18 protein-coding genes and 1 tRNA gene are annotated in these 17,007 nt (G+C 70.9%); 9 read left to right on the top strand and 10 right to left on the bottom strand.

All coding sequences use genetic code 11. From position 1 onward, the window contains the following. Positions 1-65: 65 nt before the first annotated feature. Entirely contained in the window at positions 66-707 is a 642-nt protein-coding gene (locus tag NR792_RS30600) for a nuclear transport factor 2 family protein (protein WP_375756239.1), read from the bottom strand. A 180-nt stretch (positions 708-887) separates the two neighbouring features. Here NR792_RS30600 and NR792_RS30605 point away from each other — a divergent pair, with 180 nt between their 5' ends. After that, positions 888-1,943, top strand: a complete 1,056-nt coding sequence (locus tag NR792_RS30605; protein ID WP_375756240.1) for an ABC transporter ATP-binding protein — start codon at positions 888-890, stop codon at positions 1,941-1,943. A gap of 93 nt (positions 1,944-2,036) precedes the next feature. After that, entirely contained in the window at positions 2,037-2,330 is a 294-nt protein-coding gene (locus tag NR792_RS30610) for a YkvA family protein (RefSeq protein WP_375756241.1), read from the top strand. Between the two features lie 3 nt (positions 2,331-2,333). Here NR792_RS30610 and NR792_RS30615 read toward each other — a convergent pair whose 3' ends face one another. The 4 genes from NR792_RS30615 to NR792_RS30630 form a co-directional block, all read right to left on the bottom strand. Then, a complete protein-coding gene (locus tag NR792_RS30615; RefSeq protein ID WP_375756242.1) occupies positions 2,334-2,969 on the bottom strand; it encodes a phospholipid scramblase-related protein in 636 nt (211 codons plus the stop codon). Between the two features lie 41 nt (positions 2,970-3,010). Next, positions 3,011-4,198, bottom strand: a complete 1,188-nt coding sequence (locus NR792_RS30620; RefSeq protein WP_375756243.1) for a hypothetical protein — start codon at positions 4,196-4,198, stop codon at positions 3,011-3,013. 101 nt (positions 4,199-4,299) lie between these two features. Further along, on the bottom strand, positions 4,300-7,017 hold the full coding sequence (locus NR792_RS30625) for a VIT domain-containing protein (RefSeq protein ID WP_375756244.1): 2,718 nt from the start codon (positions 7,015-7,017) through the stop codon (positions 4,300-4,302). Then, positions 7,014-7,502: a MerR family transcriptional regulator gene (locus tag NR792_RS30630; RefSeq protein WP_375756245.1), complete on the bottom strand. Its 489-nt coding sequence runs from the start codon at positions 7,500-7,502 to the stop codon at positions 7,014-7,016. Before NR792_RS30630 ends, NR792_RS30625 begins: the two co-directional genes overlap by 4 nt. Before the next feature lie 116 nt (positions 7,503-7,618). Between NR792_RS30630 and NR792_RS30635 the strand changes: the two genes are divergently transcribed. Together NR792_RS30635 and NR792_RS30640 are read left to right on the top strand one after the other, a co-directional pair. Continuing rightward, complete coding sequence (locus tag NR792_RS30635) at positions 7,619-8,110, top strand: DUF2721 domain-containing protein (RefSeq protein WP_375756246.1); 492 nt, start codon at positions 7,619-7,621, stop codon at positions 8,108-8,110. Between the two features lie 139 nt (positions 8,111-8,249). Beyond that, the gene (locus tag NR792_RS30640) at positions 8,250-8,765 is read left to right on the top strand and encodes a peptidylprolyl isomerase (protein ID WP_375756247.1); all 516 of its coding nucleotides are present in this window, start codon (positions 8,250-8,252) and stop codon (positions 8,763-8,765) included. 68 nt (positions 8,766-8,833) lie between these two features. Here NR792_RS30640 and NR792_RS30645 read toward each other — a convergent pair whose 3' ends face one another. Together NR792_RS30645 and NR792_RS30650 are read right to left on the bottom strand one after the other, a co-directional pair. Further along, positions 8,834-9,655, bottom strand: coding sequence for a slipin family protein (locus NR792_RS30645; protein ID WP_375756248.1), 822 nt, complete (start codon positions 9,653-9,655; stop codon positions 8,834-8,836). Continuing rightward, positions 9,652-11,007 (bottom strand): nodulation protein NfeD, encoded by a 1,356-nt coding sequence (locus tag NR792_RS30650; protein WP_375756249.1) that lies wholly within the window; start codon positions 11,005-11,007, stop codon positions 9,652-9,654. The genes NR792_RS30645 and NR792_RS30650 overlap by 4 nt, the downstream gene beginning before the upstream one ends. Positions 11,008-11,232: 225 nt before the next feature. On the opposite strand from NR792_RS30650, the gene NR792_RS30655 reads away from it, so the two are divergent. Further along, the gene (locus NR792_RS30655) at positions 11,233-11,454 is read left to right on the top strand and encodes a hypothetical protein (RefSeq protein ID WP_375756250.1); all 222 of its coding nucleotides are present in this window, start codon (positions 11,233-11,235) and stop codon (positions 11,452-11,454) included. A gap of 11 nt (positions 11,455-11,465) precedes the next feature. Next, on the top strand, positions 11,466-13,064 hold the full coding sequence (locus NR792_RS30660) for an amidohydrolase (protein WP_375756251.1): 1,599 nt from the start codon (positions 11,466-11,468) through the stop codon (positions 13,062-13,064). A gap of 3 nt (positions 13,065-13,067) precedes the next feature. Here the strand turns inward: NR792_RS30660 and nhaR are convergent, their stop codons facing one another. Then, positions 13,068-13,967 (bottom strand): transcriptional activator NhaR, encoded by a 900-nt coding sequence (gene nhaR, locus NR792_RS30665; protein WP_120551277.1) that lies wholly within the window; start codon positions 13,965-13,967, stop codon positions 13,068-13,070. A gap of 124 nt (positions 13,968-14,091) precedes the next feature. Between nhaR and NR792_RS30670 the strand changes: the two genes are divergently transcribed. Together NR792_RS30670 and NR792_RS30675 are read left to right on the top strand one after the other, a co-directional pair. Then, the gene (locus tag NR792_RS30670; RefSeq protein WP_375756252.1) at positions 14,092-14,892 is read left to right on the top strand and encodes a sigma-70 family RNA polymerase sigma factor; all 801 of its coding nucleotides are present in this window, start codon (positions 14,092-14,094) and stop codon (positions 14,890-14,892) included. 90 nt (positions 14,893-14,982) lie between these two features. Next, positions 14,983-15,055 (top strand) — tRNA-Phe (locus tag NR792_RS30675). A gap of 62 nt (positions 15,056-15,117) precedes the next feature. Here NR792_RS30675 and NR792_RS30680 read toward each other — a convergent pair. Together NR792_RS30680 and NR792_RS30685 are read right to left on the bottom strand one after the other, a co-directional pair. Next, positions 15,118-15,576: a hypothetical protein gene (locus NR792_RS30680; RefSeq protein WP_375756253.1), complete on the bottom strand. Its 459-nt coding sequence runs from the start codon at positions 15,574-15,576 to the stop codon at positions 15,118-15,120. A 74-nt stretch (positions 15,577-15,650) separates the two neighbouring features. Beyond that, positions 15,651-15,992, bottom strand: coding sequence for a hypothetical protein (locus tag NR792_RS30685; protein ID WP_375756254.1), 342 nt, complete (start codon positions 15,990-15,992; stop codon positions 15,651-15,653). Between the two features lie 462 nt (positions 15,993-16,454). Between NR792_RS30685 and NR792_RS30690 the strand changes: the two genes are divergently transcribed. Beyond that, complete coding sequence (locus tag NR792_RS30690; RefSeq protein ID WP_207052810.1) at positions 16,455-16,997, top strand: hypothetical protein; 543 nt, start codon at positions 16,455-16,457, stop codon at positions 16,995-16,997. The last annotated feature ends 10 nt before the right edge of the window (positions 16,998-17,007 follow it).

Consider the following 17,007-nt stretch of genomic DNA (forward strand, 5'->3'; position numbering starts at 1 on the left):
CGGGCACGGGACGCGGGATGCGCGCTCCGGGACCCGGCCCTCTTCGTGTGTGCGCAGCGGAGTGGCTACTTCTGGGTGAGGTCCTTGGGCACCTTGAGGCCGGCGGTGTTCTCGTCGATCCAGAAGATGTTCATGACCCACCAGCGCTGGCCGTCGTTGAAGAGCTGGATGCTGTTGACGCCCTTGGCGATGAGCGGCCCGTCCTGCGTGCCGCGCGCCTCATAGGTGCTCATGACCTGCACCAGCGCGCCGAAGGCGTGCGTCTGGCGCGCGGTCTCCTTTTCGAAGAAGCCGTGCGTCGCGGTGCTCTCCTGGCCCCACGTCACGTAGTCCTCCGGGGTGATGGGGCGCGCCGAGACCGTGGTCGCGCCCGGCGGCTTCACCAGCGGGATGAGCTGGGCGCCCGGGTAGAAGAGGGCGCGGAAGCGCTGCCAGTCGCGAGGCGTCCCCGCCGGCCCGCTGATGACGTCGTAGAGGGCCTTGAGGATGGCGTCCTGGGACTTCACGTCCTCGGGCTTCGCCTTGGGCACTTGCGCGAGCGCGGCCTGGGTGCGGTCCGCGGCGGCCTTCAGCGGGTTCGGCTTCGCCGGCGCGGCGGGGGCGGCCGGCGCGGTCGCGGCCTTGGGCTGCGACGGAGGAGCAGCGGGGGCCTGGGCGAAGGACGTGGCTCCCAGCAGGACGGCACAAGCGATGAGCAGGCGCGACATGGGGACTCCCGGACGAGGGAAAGAACGGGGCGGGAGCCTAGCCTCGCGGCGGGAAGCGCCGCAGCCGCTTCGGAGCGCCTGTCCAAACCTGTCCGACTGTCGGACAGGTTCCGGCAGTTCCCCTGCGCTGGGGCTCGGTGCTTGGCCCGGCTGGTGCCGCACCGTAGTGTGCCCGTCGTCATGGCCTTCCTCTCGCTCGATGCCCTCACCCTGAAGTTCCTCGGCGCTCCTGCCCCGGCGGTGCGGGACGTCTCGCTGGCGCTGGAGCCGGGCGACGCGGTGGCGCTGATGGGCACCTCCGGCTCCGGGAAGACGGCGCTGCTGCGGCTGGTGGCGGGCCTGGAGCAGCCGACGTCCGGCACCATCACCCTGGATGGCCGCGTGGTCGCCGGGCCGGACACGTTCGTGCCCCCGGAGCAGCGCCCCCTGCGCCGCGTCCTCCACGACGCCGAGCTCGAGTCCGGCCTCGCCGTGCGCGACGTGGTGATGGGCGTGCAGCCGAAGGGCGAAGGCCTGGCGCACGCGCGCGGCCTGCTGGCGCTGTTCCAGCTGGAAGACCTGGAGGCGCGCTCCTGCGGCACGCTCTCCCGCGGACAGCGGCAGCGGGTGCTGCTGGCCCGAGCGCTGGCCTCCGGCACGAAGCTGCTGGTGCTGGATGAGCCCTTCGCCGGAATGGACGCGGGCCTTCGCGCCACCGTCCTCGGGGAGTGGCGCCGCGTGCTCAAGGCCCGAGGCACCGCCGTGCTCTTCGCCACGCACGACGTGGGGGACGCGCTGGCCTTCGCGGACCGGCTGGTGCTGCTGCGCGCGGGCACGGTGGAACAGCAGGGCACTCCCGAGTCCGTCTACGAAGCGCCGCGCACCGCCTTCGCCGCGTACTTCCTGGGCGGCACCAACCTGCTGCCCGGCTCCGCCTTCGGCCGCGTCGCGCGCACGGCCCTGGGCAACCTGCCGCTGAGCAGCGATGCGCGCGGCGAGGTGATGCTCTCCCTGCGCCCGGAAGCGCTGCGGCTCGTCCCCGACACGGACGGCGTCGCGGTGGGCGGCGCGCTGCGAGCGGAGGTGCTGGAGCGCGCCTTCCGGGGCGCGCACGTGGACCTCACCGTGTCCTGCGCGGGCATGGCGCTGGTGGTGCGCACCGCCACCGCGTCCCCCTTGCGCGAGGGCAGCCGCGCCCGCCTGGAGGTCTCAGGCCGCGCGGACGTGCTGGAGGAGACACCCGGGCAGGCCCGCTAGCACACCGGGCGTGCAAGCGCCGGGCCGGGGTGATGCAATCACCCGCGTCCGCCATGCGTAGGGAGGGGTATGAACATCGCAGGCCTTCGAGGAATGGGGACCCGCTTCTTCCACTACGTTCGCGACCCCCGGGTGGCGACGTGGCGCAAGCTGTCCGGGCTGCTGGCCGTCCTGTACTTCGTGTCGCCCGTGGACGCGATTCCGGACTTCATCCCCCTGCTCGGCTGGCTGGACGACCTGGGCGTGCTGTCCGCCGCGGCGTTCTTCATGGTGCGCGAGGTCCAGCGCTGGCGCCCCGGCACGCTGGCCGGCGAGCCGGAGCTCGACGGCCTCCCGCGCGACGAGCAGGGCCAGCCGCGAGTGCCCACGCTGCGCCGGCACTCCTAGCCGTCACTCAGCGCCGCGACTGTTCTCGAAGTGCACGAAGTCGATGAGGAACGTCGCGGCCACCACCAACGTCCGCACGTGCGGGTCGTGCAGGCCGTCGAACCGGACGCCGAAGTTGTCGGCGTCCGTGAACATCTCCTTGCCGAACCCGCTCCAGCGCTTCGCGATGGTGCCCACCTCGCGGCCCTGCTGCTCCACGTTGAACGTCCACGGCCGGAAGAACGGCCCGCTCAGCCGGGCCAGCTCCTCGTCGCGGGGCCCCAGCACGTCGTAGGCGCGGGTGAAGAAGCGGAAGCGCTGCTGGATGGCGCCCAGGTGCCGCCCCTCGCCGTCCTCCACCTCCATCCGGGACAGCCAGAAGCGCCACGGGCGGCGCAGCCTCAGCAGCGTCTCTCCGCTCGCGGACTTGAGCTCCATCGTGAAGGGCCGCTTCGCCTTGAGGAAGCTGCGCAGGATGAACAGCCCCACGCCGCTGCCCACCTCGCCCGCGAAGAAGAGCGGGCCTCCGTCGTTGCCCACCACCTCGTAGCGGTTGCGGCCCTCGAAGCCGGTGAGGATTTCGCCCCACTCCTTCACCTGCCGCACGCGCAGCGTGTGCTCATCACGCAAGAGGGTCAGTGCCTGGGACTCGACGGGCATGGGCGGCTCCGGGACGGCGGAACGAAGCGGGCAGCTTAAGGCTAGAACTGGCCCAGCACCGCCAGCCCCAGCCCACCGTGGCGTCCCAGCGTCGCCGGGACGACGGAGACGGCCGGAGCATCGTCATCGGACGCATCGAAGTCGCGCGTGAGGAAGGTCGCGGTCCCCAGGCCGGCCACCACGCCCACGGCGGTGCCCACCAGCAGGGCGTCTCCGTGGTCGTCGTCGAATGCCAGGAACAGCGCGCTCAGGCCCACCAGTCCGCCCAGGAGGCCGCCCGCGTCGATGAGCAGCACCCGGCCCCGGGAGATGTCCAGGTTGCGCGACACCAGCGCGAACGTGAGCAGGCCCGCGCCCACCACGCCCTGCTCGATGCCGAAGAACGCGCGCGTGTCGCTGTCGTTCTGCGTGCCCATGAGCAGCGCCGCCACCACGCCCGACCACAGGCCGCCGGAGTTCGCCAGGGACACCTGTCCCGCGGTGGGCCGCGCCAGCTCCGCCACCAGGATGCCCAGCCCCGTGAAGCCCAGCGCCCCCGCCATCACCGCCCCCGTGGAGGCATCACCGTCCAGGTCGAACGACCCAATCGACGCAAGGCCGAACCCGAAGCCCCACACCGTGCCGGAGTTGATGGCCGCCGCCTGGCCCTGCGTCAGTCCGCTCCGCGTGGCGAGCAGGGAGATGGCCGCCCCCGCGCCGCCGCCCAGCAGTGACACCGCCACGTACGCGCGCGTGTCCTGGCAGTTGGAGATTTCACACAGCAGGATGCCCTGCGTGATGCCGTGCAGTGTCTGCACGATGGTCAGCGACGCCCGCGCCCCCTTCGACGGGCCCTCCACCGACGACACCACCGGCCGCGCCAGCGTGTCCTGGGCCAGCCGCGCGCCGGGCTCCAGCCGCGTCCGCGCCAGCCGCGCCAGCTCCGGCGCGTACGGATGGCGGGGGCACACCAGCAGCACCCGCTCCAGCAACTCCAGCGCCCGGGTGTCCTCGCCGCGCACCAGCGCGTCGAAGCCCGCCGCGTAGTCGGACTCGGCGGCGCACGCCTCGTCGCTCGCCACGAGCGGCGGCGCGGACACGGAGCCCGAAGACGTGAGGGCAGGGGCGTCAGCGGAGGGCGCGTTAGGAGCAACAGGCGCCGCGGCGCCAGGAGAGGCCGGGCCTCCCCGGGGAGGAGGCCCGGGCTGCGCGGCGACGAGGACGGCCAGGACGAAGGGCGCGAGGAACATGCGGGCGCCACCCTAGTCGACCCCCGTGAAAAGACGGGAGACCCGGGACCCCGGTCCTCCAGGAAGGGAGGCACGGAGCCCGGGTCACGCCACGCGGCGGCCTACCGCGTCGCCAGCGTCTCCAGGTGCTGCCGGAGCGCGGCCGAGTCCCCCATCCGCCCGCCCAGGCCGGGGAGGGGCTTCGCGGCCTGCTCGATGCGGCCCCGGGTGCGCGGGCCCGCGGCCACCAGCCACGCGACGCCCAGCGCCAGCTCCGCCACGTCCGGCGCCTGGGTGAGCTGCGCGGCCAGCGCGAGCAGCGCGTCCACCGCCTTCTTCACCTGCGCGCCGTGCAGCGGATGGCTGCTGGTGATGCCCTCGCGCAGGAGCACCAGCAGCACCCGCGCGGTGGCACGGGCCTGGCGCACCGGCTCCGGCCCTTCACCCGCGCCGGCCCACAGCCCGTTCGCGAGCTGCTGGCCCAGCAGGGAGCCCACGTCCTCGGCGGCGATGGGCGCTTCCGCCACGGACAGCGGCTGGACCTCCTCCTGCTCGTAGACCACCTCCGCCTTGTCCTTCCGCGGGCGCGGCGCGGCCTGGGAGGAGGGCCGCCCCTCCAACTCGGGGGCAGTGAGCAGCTTCGACGAGGCGGACATCAGCCGGCCGAAGAGGCCGCCCTTCTCCTTCTTCGCGGCCTCCTGCTCCCTGCGCTCCATGGGCGCGGCCCTGCCTCCCATGGGCCCGGCGCCATCCGCGAACTCCGCCTGGAAGGAGGACCCGGTGGTGGGCTCTGGCGCCAGCGCGGGGGCGGGCGCGGGCGCGGACATGCTCGGAGGAGACGGAGGCACCGCGCCGCCCCGGGAACGGCCCACCGCACCGGGCATCGCCCCAGGTGCGGGCATCGGCTTCGAGGCCATCCGCTTCGCCTTCTCCATGGGCATCCGCATTCCCGTGGGCGCCTTCATGAGCCCGCCCTCCAGCTCGTCGTCCGTGTCCCCCGGGGCCTGGCTGAACATGCTCCAGCCCGCGGGCGCGTTCACCGGCACCACGCGCGTCTCCGGCGTGCCCGACGCGCGACGGTCGCCCTGGCGCTCCTCCACCACCACGAAGGACGTGTACTGCGTGGCCAGCTGGTGCTCGATGGCCAGCCGCACGATGCGCTCCTTCATCGCGTCCGCGCGCCGGCCCACCAGCCCCGCGTCCATCCAGCCCCGGATGCGCTCGGCGGCCCACAACTTCTCCACCACCGGCCGGTCCGACAGCGAGGGCAGGTCCAGCCGCACCGTGAGGGAGAAGGGCTCCCGGCCTGACTTCCCCTTCAGCGTCACGCTGCCCGTGCCCGCCTGCGCATAGCGCCCGAAGAGCGTCCACGGCGTGCCGTCCACCAGCGGCGGCAGCGTGGCCGGAGCCAGCTCGCTGGCCTCCACGCCGTCGAAGCGCACCTCCAGGTCGGTGACGCGCGGCGCGAGCGCCCGAGAGAACTGCGCCACCACCTTCTCGTCGATGCGCTCCCCGGGGTGGATGAACTCCACCGCGCCGTCCGTGCGCCGCGCCAGGTCGCGCAACAGCGCGTCGCTCACGTTGGTGCCGATGCCGAACGAGAACACCCGCCCCGTTCCCCGCGCCGCGAGCACCGCGTTGAGGATCTCCGTCTCGTTGCCCACCTGGCCGTCCGTCAGCAGCACCACCACGCCGTCCGGCGCGGCCTTCATCGCGGTGACCATCGGCTCCAAGAGCTCCGTGCCGCCGTAGGCCTTCAGCCCCGCGACCCACGCGTCCGCCTGCTCCAGCGTGCGCTGGGTGAACGGCACCGTCTGCGCGGAGAAGGACCGGAACGCGTTCTCGAACGCGATGACGTTGAAGCGGTCGCCTTCACGCAGGTGGCGCAGGCACAGCCGGAGCGCGGCCTGGGCCTGGGGCAGGCTGTCCCCGGCCATGGAGCCGGACGTGTCCACCACGAACACCACCTCCTGCCGGGGCGGCGCCGCCGCCAGGTTCAGCAGGTCCGGCACCACCGTGAGCGCGAACGTGCCCGGCCCTTCCGCCTTGCGGTGGGTGACGACGGGCGTGAGCATCACGTCCGGGTTGGCGTTGCGCAGCGTGAGCACCACGTCCCGGTTCAGCTCCACCTCGTCGCCCGCGAGGTTCCTGAGCAGCGAGTCCCGCTGGAGGTTCACCCGCGTGCGCGTGCCCTCCTTCGTGACGGTGAGCCGGTGGGAGGGGCTCTCCACCACCACGTCACGGCCCACGTCGATGAGCAGGTCCATGCGCAGCCCGTAGTCCACCGGGCCCTGGGGCGGAGAGATGCGGTCCGCGTCCGGCACCCGCGTCGTCGGGGCCGCGCTGCCGTGGCCCGTGCGGTCGCCGTGCACCGGACCGGGGATGTACCGGGGCGCCACCAGCGTGGGCAGCATCCAGCGCACGCTGCCCTCCTCGGAGGTGAGCGTCTGGAGGAACTCCACCTCCACCAGCGTCTCCTCGCCTGGCAGCAGGTTGCCCACCTGCGCGGTGAAGACGTTGGCGCGCTCCTGGTCCAGCAGCGCCGCGCCGTGCCCTTCGGTGATGGCGTCGTCGTAGGCGCGGAAGGCCGCCTCGCGCTCCTTCACCACGCCGGCCACGCGCCGGCCCGCGCACGTCATGGAGAAGGCGCTGAGCGTCGCGTCGGAGGGCAGGGGGAAGGTGTAGAGGGCCTCCACCGGCTTCTTCTCTTCGTTGCGGTAGCGCTGCGCCACGCGCACCCGCGCGTGCCCCCCGAGCAGCTCACCGGAGACCTCCACCCCCTGCAGGGGCACCTGGGCCCCCTCACGCGTGAACAGCCCACACTTCGCCTGCTCGTTCATGACGGCGTTCCTTCCTGGGACTCCTCGATGAGGGCGCGCACCCGCTCCGCCAGCGCCCGGACCTTCGCTTCCGCCTGCTCCGACACGTGCAATTCCAACCCCGGCGCCAGGAGCCAGCGCTGGTAACGCGCCACCTCCACCGTCGGGTCTTTTCCCGGCCGCTTCGGGGGCATCCGGGGGACGTCCTCCGGGACTGGCAACGTCCCCGGGCCCACCGGCGTCTCCGCCAGCCGGCGCAGCTCCTCCGGCGACAGCCGCAACAGCTCCGCCTGGATGGCGTCCAGGGGCAGGAACCTCGCCTGGAGCACCCGGATGGCCTTGAGCCGCGCCCGGTGCTCCTCTCCGTAGACCGTGTCCGGCCCCTTGAAGGGCGGCGCGGGCAGGAGGCCCCGCTGGACGTAATAGCGGACCGTGCGAGGCGAGACGCCCACCTCCTCCGCCAGCGCGGCCAGCTTCCACTCCGTCTGTGTCTTGGGCGTGCTCACGAACCTGACAGTAGGTTGCGACAGTTCAAGTGTCAAGAAGTCGGTGGCGATTCGTCAGTGCCGGTGGCGGGATGCGGGGAGGTGGCGGCCGGGCGGGCGGTGGGACAGAAGGGGGCATGAACGTCGGCGTGGACGGCCTGGACCTCTCCTCCATCCAGCTCATCGGCACGGCGGTGACGCCCGCGGTGATGGTGTCCGGGTGCGGCATCCTGGCCACGGGCCTGGACAATCAAATCTCGCGCATCACCGCGCGCATGCGGGACATGGTCCGGGAGTGGCGCACGCTGCCGGAGGGCCATGCGCGCCGCTCGCTCCTGCGCGAAGAGGTGGCCATCATGGACCGCCGCCACGCCATCCTCGCGCGGGCCATCGGCTTCACCTACGCGGCGCTCTTGTCCTTCGTGGTGACGTCGCTCCTGTACCTGCTGCGCCGCAGCGTGCCGGTGCCGGAGGGGCTGCCGGTGATGTCCTTCTCCCTGGGCGTGGGACTGCTGGGTTCCACGGCGGTGCTGGCCCTGGCGTCGCTGCGGTTGAGCCGCCGCGCCATCACGCTGGAGGGCGCGGAGCTCTTCCGGGACGGGCAGCCGGGCGGCCCACCGAAGGCCTGAATTTGTTCCGCAGCGCACGCGAAGGTGCTAGCGGGTGCCTCCGAGACGCGCGGGTCTGGTACGTCCCGGCCCGCGCGCCTGGTATCGCGCTGGATTCCGCAGCCTCTGTGGCTCAACCCTCACCGTGGAGCACGTGAACATGGCAAACACCAAGGTCTTCTTCGACATGTCGATTGGTGGCCAGCCCGCCGGCCGCATCGTGATGGAGCTGTTCTCCGACGACGTTCCCAAGACCGCCGAGAACTTCCGCGCCCTGTGCACGGGTGAGAAGGGCGTCGGCAAGAGCGGCAAGCCGCTGCACTTCAAGGGCACGCCCTTCCACCGCGTCATCCCGCAGTTCATGTGCCAGGGCGGCGACATCACGCTCGGCAACGGCTACGGCGGCGAGTCCATCTACGGTGAGAAGTTCGCGGACGAGAACTTCAAGCACAAGCACACCGCGCCGGGCTTCCTCTCCATGGCGAACGCCGGTGCCAACACCAACGGCTCGCAGTTCTTCCTCACCACCGTCGCGACCCCGTGGCTCGACGGCAAGCACGTCGTCTTCGGCAAGGTCGTCGAGGGCATGGACGTGGTGAAGAAGATTGAAGGCGTGGGCAGCCAGTCCGGCGCGACGCGCCAGCCCGTGAAGATCGAGGACAGCGGCCAGCTGTAATCCCGCCGTCGCCGCGTCTCACCCGGAAGGTCCATCCGTGCCTCGCGCGCGGGTGGGCCTTCGTCGTTTCAGGACAGGCCGTGGGACGCGTCCTCGTCCTCCTCCTCGCGCGTCTCCTCCGGCCGGGAGGGCCGCGCGGGGATCGCGCCGAACGCGCGCAAGAGCTCCAGGGGAATGGGCAGGATGGTGTGGTTGCCGCCGCCGGTGATCTCCACCAGCGTCTGCAGGTAGCGCAGCTGGAGCGTGGCGGGGTTGCGGCTGAGCACGTCCGCGGCCTGGGAGAGCTTCTCCGCGGCCTGGTGTTCGCCTTCCGCGGCGATGATCTTCGCGCGGCGCTCGCGCTCGGCCTCGGCCTGCCGCGCGATGGCCCGCTGCATCTCCAGCGGCAGGTCGATGTGCTTCACCTCCACGTTGGAGACCTTCACGCCCCAAGGGTCGGTGCGCGCGTCGAGCACCTGCTGCAGCTCGTGGTTGATGCGCTCGCGCTGGGACAGCAGCTCGTCCAGCTCCACCTGGCCCAGGATGGCGCGCAGGGTCGTCTGCGCAATCTGGCTGGTGGCGTAGAGGTAGTCCTCCACCTGGAGCACGGCCTTGTCCGCCTGGATGACGCGGAAGTAGACGACGGCGTTCACCTTCACGCTGACGTTGTCCTTGGTGATGACGTCCTGCGGGGGCACGTCGCGCGCCACGGTGCGCAGGTCGATGATCACCATGCGTTCAATGAAGGGGATGAGCCAGCGGAAGCCCGCGCGCTTGAGGCCCACGTAGCGGCCCAGCCGGAACACGACGCCGTTCTGGTACTCGGTGACGATGCGCACGCCGGAGATGAAGAGGAAGAACAGCAGGGCCAGGGGGATGAGCCAGCCCAATGCGCCGAACAGCTCGTTCATGGCATCGACTCCGCGACGGTGAGGGTGAGCCCTTCCACGGCGCGCACCACGACCTGCGCGCCCTCGCGGATGGGAGTGAAGGAGACGGCGCGCCAGCGCTCGCCGTGGACGAACACCTCGCCGCCCGAGGGTGTGACGGGGCCCAGCGCCGTGCCCGCCTCGCCGACGAGCCCCACGTCTCCGCCCCGCTGAGGCAGCCTGCGCGTCTGGGCGCTGCGGTACGCGATGAAGGCCGCGGCCCCCGCGAACACGAGCGCCGTGGGCAGCATCACGCCCCATGACAGGCGGAAGGACGGCTCCACGAACCAGCCCGGTTCGAAGCGGTCCACCAGGAACACGCCGCCCAATATCAGCAGGCCCACGCCCGCGGCCCCCAGCAGGCCACTGGTGACGAACAGCTCCGCGAGGATGAGCCCCACGCCCACGAGCATCAACACCAGCGCGCCCGTGCGCACCGGCAGCGTCGCCGAAGCCATCAACGCCAGCACCAGCGCCACGCCGCCAATGAGCCCCGGCGCCACCGCGCCCGGATGGGACAGCTCCACCACCAGGCCCAGCGCCGCGGTGAGGAACAGCAGGTAGATGATGGAGGGCTGCGCGAGCGCATGCACCACCTGCTGTGACAGCCCCGGCTCCAGGGACACCACGTGGGCATCGCGGGTGGCGAGCGTCACGGTGTCACTGCCCGCCACCTCCACGCGGCGGCCATCGACGGCGTCGAGGAACGCGGCCTCGGTGGGCGCGACGAGCTCCACCACGCGAAGCTCCACGGCGCGGTCGGCGGGAACGCTGGCGCTGTCACGCACGGCGGCCGCGGCCCACTCCGGATTGCGGCCCCGCTGCCGTGCGATGCCCTCCGCGAAGGCGACCGCGTCGTTCTCCACCTTCCGGGCGAGCTGCTCGCCTCCGCTCTTCTCCACGTCCTCGCCCCCCAGCCCCACGGGGTGCGCCGCGCCGATGTTCGTCCCCGGCGCCATGGCGCTCACGTTCGAGGCCAGCGAGATGAACACGCCCGCGCTGCCAGCACGCGCGCCGGAAGGCCCCACCCACACGAGCACGGGGACGCGCGAGCCCAGGAACGCTCGCACCACGGCGCGGGTGGCCTCCAGCGAGCCGCCCGGCGTGTCCAGCCGCACGAGCAGCGCCGTGGCCCCTCCGTCCTCCGCGCGCTTCACGCAGTCCGCGAGGTACGCGCCCGACCCGGCATCCACCACGCCTTCCAGTTCGCATCGCGCGACGAAGGGCGTGGACGCGGGAGCCGCTGGAGCGACGAGGCCCGTGAAGAGGAACGCCAGGAGCCAGCCCCACAGGACGTGACGGCGCCAGAACCTCCTGTCGACGTGCTCCCGCATGTCCGCCCCCGGTGCGCGCCCCTCGCGCACACGCACTCGGACAACGATGTGCATCGCGCTTTGGGATGACCGGCGCCTGAAGCCGGGGGCCTGGAGGGCATGCGGGCAGGAAGGGCCCGGCGCCCTGCTTGTGCATCCAATGTTGGACGTTGCAGGGGATGCGCGTTGCTGGAGGAAGACGCACCTCCCTAGGGTCGGCCTCTCGATTTTCTCCCAGGAGGTTTCATGCGCCGTGCCGTGCTGCTCATCGCTGCTCTGGGCCTGTCCGCTGCTGGAGCGGTGGCCTGCAAGACCACCCAGCCCCCGGGGACGGAGGACCAGCGTCCCATCCAGGGCCCGGACACGGCCCGCGAGCCCATCCAGAACGTGCCCAACGACCCGGGCGGCCCCGCGGGCCCCATTGAAGCGCCCGGCGTGGACGGTGGCTTCCCCGAGGGCGGCGGGTAGTCTTCCGCGCCATGACGGCGGAGACCACGGTCTACAGGGCGGAGCGCGTCTGGACGTTGGATGCGGCGCGTCCGCGCGCGGAAGCATTGGCGGTGCGTGACGGGCGGTTGCTCGCGGTGGGCACGCTCGCGGAGGTTCGCGCCGCCGCGGGGCCCAGCGCGCGCGATGTGGACCTTGGCCGGGCCACGGTGGTGCCCGGCCTGGTGGACGCGCACGCGCACCTGCACGGCCTGGGGAAGAGCCTGACCACCGTGCGCCTGGAGAAGGCGCCCTCGGTGGAGGACGTGGTCCAGCGTCTGGCGAAGGCGCCCGCGTCGAGCTTCCAGGGGGACTGGTTGCTCGGCAAGGGGTGGGATCAGAACGAGTGGCCCGGCGCCGCGTTCCCCGGCCGCGCGGAGCTGGATGCGCGCTTCCCCACGACGCCGGTGTTCCTCATGCGAGTGGATCACCACGCGGCCTGGGTGAACGGCGAGGCGCTGCGCCGGGCGGGCATCACGCGGGACACGCCGGATCCGCGAGGAGGCCGCATCCTCCGCGACGCGAGGGGCGAGCCCACTGGCGTCCTCGTGGACAACGCGATGGACGTGGTGGAGGCCGCCATCCCCACGCCCACGCGCGAGCAACTGGAGATCCGGCTGCGAGCCGCGCTGGAGCGCTGCGCGCAGGTCGGGCTCACGGGCGTGCACGACGCGGGCATGGACCTCCACGCCTTCCGCACGTTGCAGGCATGGGACGCGGCGGGAACGCTGCCCCTGCGCGTGTACGCGATGGCGGCGGGGCAGGGCGAGCAGCGCCACACCTATCTGGAGCAGGGCCCCTGGCAGGGGCGTCACCTGGCGATGCGCTCGGTGAAGTTCCTGGCGGACGGAGCGCTGGGCAGCCGGGGCGCGGCGCTGCACGACGACTACAGCGACGAGCCCGGCCAGCGCGGCCTGTTGCTCCTCTCGCCGGAGGAACTCGAGGCCCGGGCACGGGCCTTCATGGCCCGGGGCTTCCAGGTGTGCATCCATGCCATTGGAGACCGTGCCAATACGTTGGTCGTGGACGTCCTCTTGCGAGGCGCGGAGCGGACGGGCACGCAGGCCCTGCGCCACCGCGTGGAGCACGCGCAGATCCTCCGGCTGGAGGACATCCGGAGGCTGGGCGCGGCGGGGCTGGTGGCCAGCGTGCAGCCCACGCACGCGACCAGTGACATGCCCTGGGCGGAGACGCGGCTGGGGCGCGAGCGGCTGAGGGGCGCCTATGCCTGGCGCACGTTGAAGGACGCGGGCGCGCACCTGGCGCTGGGCAGCGACTTCCCCATCGAGAACCCGGACGTGCTCGCGGGGCTCTACGCGGCGCGCACGCGGCAGGACGCGAAGGGTTGGCCGGAAGGTGGCTGGTATCCGGAGGAGCGCCTGAGCGCGGCGGAAGCGCTGGAGGGCTTCACGGTGGGGCCCGCGTGGGCGTCCTTCGAGGAGGCGCGGCGCGGAAGGCTGATGCCCGGCCTGGACGCGGACTTCGTCGCGCTGTCGGAGGATCCGCTGGAGGGGCCCGCGGCCGCGCTGGTGGACGCGCGCGTGCTGGCCACGGTGGTGGCGGGCGCGGAGGTGTTCCGGGCGGCGGGGTGAGCCTCAGCCGCCGAAGATGTGTGAACGCGCGGCCTCCGCGATGGCGACGACGGCGGGGTGGCGCAAGCGGCGCTCCACGGTGATGGCGTAGAAGCACTGCTCGATTTCGTCGGTGTGCCCGATGGCGGTGACGTTGAACTGCCGTTGCACCTCGGCGTCGATGATGGAGGGCATGGCGAAGATGCCGTGGCCCTTCTGGCCGAAGGCCTGGAGCAGCGCGCTGTCATCGAAGTCGCCCGCGATGAGAGGCCGGATGCCCAGCCGCTCGAACCACAGGTCCAGCGAGCGGCGCACCGAGGACTCCTCCGACGGCAGCAGCATGGGCGCGCCGTCCAGCGAGCGCGGGAAGTCCTTGCGCAGGTGGGCGAGCGGCTGGGCCGCGAAGAACGTCACGCCGCACTTGCCCAGCAGGTGGTTGAAGGAGCGGACGCTGACGGGCTCGGAGCCGGGCGCGTCCGCGAGCACCACGTCCAATTCATGCAACGCCAGCTGTGCAAGCAATTGGGGCAGGGGGCTCTCACGGCAGATGATGCGCAGCGAGGGGCCGGCCTCCAGCGCGGGCTTGAGCAGCTGCTCGGCGACGAGCTTGGGGATGACGTCGAGCACGCCCACGTTGAGGCGCAGCTGCTGGCCGGTGGGCAGGCCGGAGACGACGTTCTTCAGCTCGTTGCCCAGGCGGAAGATCTCATCCGCGTAGCGCATGACGGTGCGGCCCACGTCGGACAGGACGAGCTTGCGGCCCTTGCGCTCGAAGAGCTGGTGGCCCAGCGACTCCTCCAGCAGCTTGATCTGAGCGCTGATGGTGGGCTGGGCGAGGTGCAGCTCTTCACTCGCCTTGGCGATGCTGCCCGCCCGCGCAACCGTCCAGAAATACAGGAGATGGTGGTAGTTGAGCCACGCCATGACTTAGGTTTAATCGAAGGTTTTCATCCAAACTAGCTTATTTTTTTAAGAGTCGCCTCCGCTTATCTCTACCCCCGTCACCGCGCGATGGATGCGCGGGGGACTGATTGGGGAGGTTGCGTTCATGGAAGCCATCTACGAGGAGCGCGAGTCCACGGTGGAACTGGTGGAGGCCGAGGTGGACTCCGCGGAAGTGGAGAGGCGGGTGCGGGGGCACCTGGAGCTGGTCCGCCGGCTGGCCTGGAAGTACCGCTGGACGGGCCTGTCGTTGGAGGAGCTGATGTCGGAGGGCAACGTCGGCCTGGTGGAGGCGGCGCGCCGGTTCGAGGAGCGGGGCGTGCCGTTCGGCGCCTACGCGCAGCAGTGGATCCGCGCGCGCATCCGGGCGTACGTGTCCCGCACCTGGAGTGTGGCGGGGGGCCGCGCGCCGTGGATCGTCTTCCAGCTGAGGCGCGAGCGTGCGCGGCTGGAGGCCCGGTGGGGGGAGGGCCACCCGGAAGTGACGAAGCGGCTGGCCGAGGCGCTGGGCAAGCGGGAGGAGGAGGTGGCGCGGGGGACGGACGCCCTGGCGAAGGACGTGTCGTTGAACGCGCCCCTGGGGTGGGAGGGGGACGTGACGCGGCTGGACATGCTGGAGTCGGACGAGGACTCGGTGGAGGAGCTGGCGGACCGGGGGGCCTGGGCGGAGAAGCTGCGCCAGAGCGTGGCGGAGGCCTGGCCGGAGCTGGACGCGAGGGAGCGGGCGCTGGTGAAGGAGCGGATGCTGGCGGAGGACGGGGTGAGCGCGGAGTTCCTGGCGAAGCGCTTCGGGGTGACGGCGGTGCGCATCCGGCAGATCGAGCAGGGGCTGCGCCAGAAGCTGCGCCAGCGGCTGACGGCGGGGTGCACGGCCTGGGACAGCGAATCGCCCCGGCTGGCGGCCTGAGTGTCGGGCGAGGGGGAGGGTTGGTGGAAAGAGGTTGACGGCGCGGGCAAGTGACCGTAAATCGGCGCTGCCGCTCGCGGTGCGCGGTTCGCCCAAGTAGCTCAGTCGGTAGAGCAGGGGACTGAAAATCCCCGTGTCGGTGGTTCGATTCCGCCCTTGGGCACACCAGTACGAAGAATCTGAAGGGCGTCGGACTCCGGTCCGGCGCCCTTCTGCTTTTTGCGCTTACTTCGCGGCGCCAATGCGTGACGCGAACAGGCCGAACTTCTGGCTGTGACGCTCGCGCCGGCACCAGTCCTCGATGACGTTCAGGTCCACTTCCTTGCTTCGAGCATGGAAGACAGCGATGGCCTGCTCCAAGCCACTGAAGTCGTTCCAGAAGAGAAAGGACGCGAGTCGGTCACGGCAGGAGTCGGTCGGCGACAGGACGTGCAGCACCTCGTTGTCACGACGGACCGTGCTCCAGCTCTTGATCAGGTCGTCCCCTACCGCCAGTGGCCCAGGCGGAAACTCCAAAAGGAAGTGCGAGCGCGGGTGACGGTAGAAGTCTCCCTTCCGGGTAAAACCGAGCGCCGCAAGCGCCGCCTCGCCTCCTGTCCCCCTGAGGGTGATCACGAAATCGAGGTCTCCTGATTGGTAGGCCTCCGGCGCGTAGTAAGTCGCCGCGCTTCCACCCGTGAGCACTGCATGGAATCCCTTGCGATCCAGTGCCGTGCATACGGTGAAGGCAACGTCCGTGAGCGACGACGTGGGCCCGATCACAAGAGCCCCGGCTTGCCAGCGCGGCGGGGACGGCGCCGTCGCGCGGCGAGCATGGACTGAAGGTCCTTGTCTCGCTCCCCGAGTTTCCAAAGCAGCGCACTGAGTTCTGCGTGCGCGAAGTACCGAGGATTCAGGGAAACCATCCGCGTTCGCCCCATCAGCCGACTGACGATGACGGCTTCCCGTTCGAGCGACGCCAGAATGGATTGGACGGTGTACGGGCGTACGCCGAGCAGATCGGCCAACTCGCTGGGATAGGTTTCTTCGAGGAGACGAAGGGCCACAAGCAAGGTAGTCCGGATCTGACTGCCAAAAAGCTGAGAAGCTTCTTCGAGCACACATCGAATCTACCAATGCTTTTGGCGATATTGCCAAGTATCTTGGCGATATCGCCAAAATTCTTGGCGATATTGCCAAGATACTTGGCAATAAGAGGGAGCCGGTTGCGTCAGGACGTCTCATTGAACAGCCAGATGGCAAGCGCCTGCATCCTTTGTTGCAGTAGCTGAGTCACCAACAACGAGAGTGCGTGCCCTGACGTAGCTCGAGAGTGGGATGTGGGCTTGATTGTTCATCGTGAAGTCCGCGTCGTTAACGGGCTTCATCTTGAAATGATGTGAAAGCTCTTGGCTTTGGCGTCGTCTCAGTCATTGCCCTTGCGGCTTGCTTACTTCCACCAGCCGCTCATGACCGTCCTGCCTGTGGTGAACAGGCACGCCTCGCCTACTGGGAGGCCGACGCACCGGGTGCACATCCGGGCGCGACGCGGTAGATGGGTGTCCCGGAGGAACATCAACGCAATGGACGCGAACGTGGTGGCGGAGCTGGAGAAGGCGGGCGTGAAGGTGGAGGACCCCATGCGCCTGTTCATCCCCGTGGAACGGGACGAGCAGGGCCAGGTGAAGCCCGTGGGCGACGAGGTGCCCGTGCGCTTCGGCGACGTCACCGCCCACGTGCGCCTGCAGCCCATCGCCGCGCTGTGGACCGGGAACAAGCAGCCCCCCGACTTCACCCGGCCTCCCTTCCCCGAGTACGAGCCGTTCTTCTTCCTCGTCGAGGCCACCGCCGCCGGCTTCTGCCGCGACACCCGCCACGCGGAGGTCGACCAGGAGTTCTCCCAGCTCTACCGCCACCTCGCGCGCCGGCCCGACGGCCACCACAAGAACCCCCTCTTCTCCTACCTGCGCGCCGCCGCCCGCCTGTACCTGTCCCTGCGCGACGTCAGCCAGGCGGAGTTCGAGGCCGTCGCCCAGCGGCTCCACCAGTCCGCCAAGCTGCACGCGGGCCACATCGGCAGCACGAACTACTTCCAGTCCGTGCTGCGGCAGGTGCTGGGCGCGTAGCGGCCGTCCG

The organism is Corallococcus exercitus (genome assembly GCF_042231735.1).
In the GTDB taxonomy this organism is placed as follows: domain Bacteria; phylum Myxococcota; class Myxococcia; order Myxococcales; family Myxococcaceae; genus Corallococcus; species Corallococcus exercitus_B.